This is a genomic window from Corallococcus exercitus, from assembly GCF_003611585.1.
In the GTDB taxonomy this organism is placed as follows: Bacteria; Myxococcota; Myxococcia; order Myxococcales; family Myxococcaceae; genus Corallococcus; species Corallococcus exercitus.
The window spans coordinates 1-415 of sequence record NZ_RAVW01000919.1 but is presented as its reverse complement, the minus strand read 5'-3'; the positions used below and the strand labels follow the sequence as shown (position 1 = coordinate 415).

The following is a 415-nucleotide window of genomic DNA, read 5'->3' as shown; positions in this document are numbered from 1 at the left end:
TCACTGTTCTGTGCGCCAGATAATCCTGAGCTCCTCCCATTGTTGAGATGATAAGCGCATCCGGGCCAGCTGCGCGGCAAGCAGCCGCAACTACGCTGGCATCACAGGCGTCGCCTGTAAAAACCTGTACGCCTTGTTGCGCCAGTTTCGTGGCGGCATCGGCATGACGAATGACAGCAACGACCGGACGTTGTTCCGCCAGCGCCAGTTCAAGCGTTCTGGCACCCACACCTTTTCCGCCTGCGCCAAAGAGTAGCCACGGCGTCATCAGGCGTGTTCCTTTAACGATGCCGCCAGAGCATGGAAAGCGTTGACCTGTTCGCTCAGGAGCTGACGATGGTCATCCCTGCCGAGGAAGATTTTCAGCATGGCGCTGCCTTCCTTATTGAAAAAGAGAATAGAGGCGGTGTCCATG

The 415-nt window shown here is 56.9% G+C and carries 1 protein-coding gene and 1 pseudogene; both read right to left on the bottom strand.

What is annotated here, in order from left to right:
* A pseudogene (chuY, locus tag D7W79_RS42875) lies at positions 1-268 on the bottom strand (anaerobilin reductase); the annotation flags it as partial.
* Entirely contained in the window at positions 268-414 is a 147-nt protein-coding gene (locus D7W79_RS46165) for a ChuX/HutX family heme-like substrate-binding protein (protein WP_208729997.1), read from the bottom strand. The pseudogene chuY and the gene D7W79_RS46165, both read right to left, overlap by 1 nt.
* Position 415 lies beyond the last annotated feature (1 nt).

Bases quoted from the DNA above. Each gene is read 5' to 3' on its own strand.
- D7W79_RS46165 (WP_208729997.1), bottom strand. From the start codon at position 414: ATGGACACCGCCTCTATTCTCTTTTTCAATAAGGAAGGCAGCGCCATG.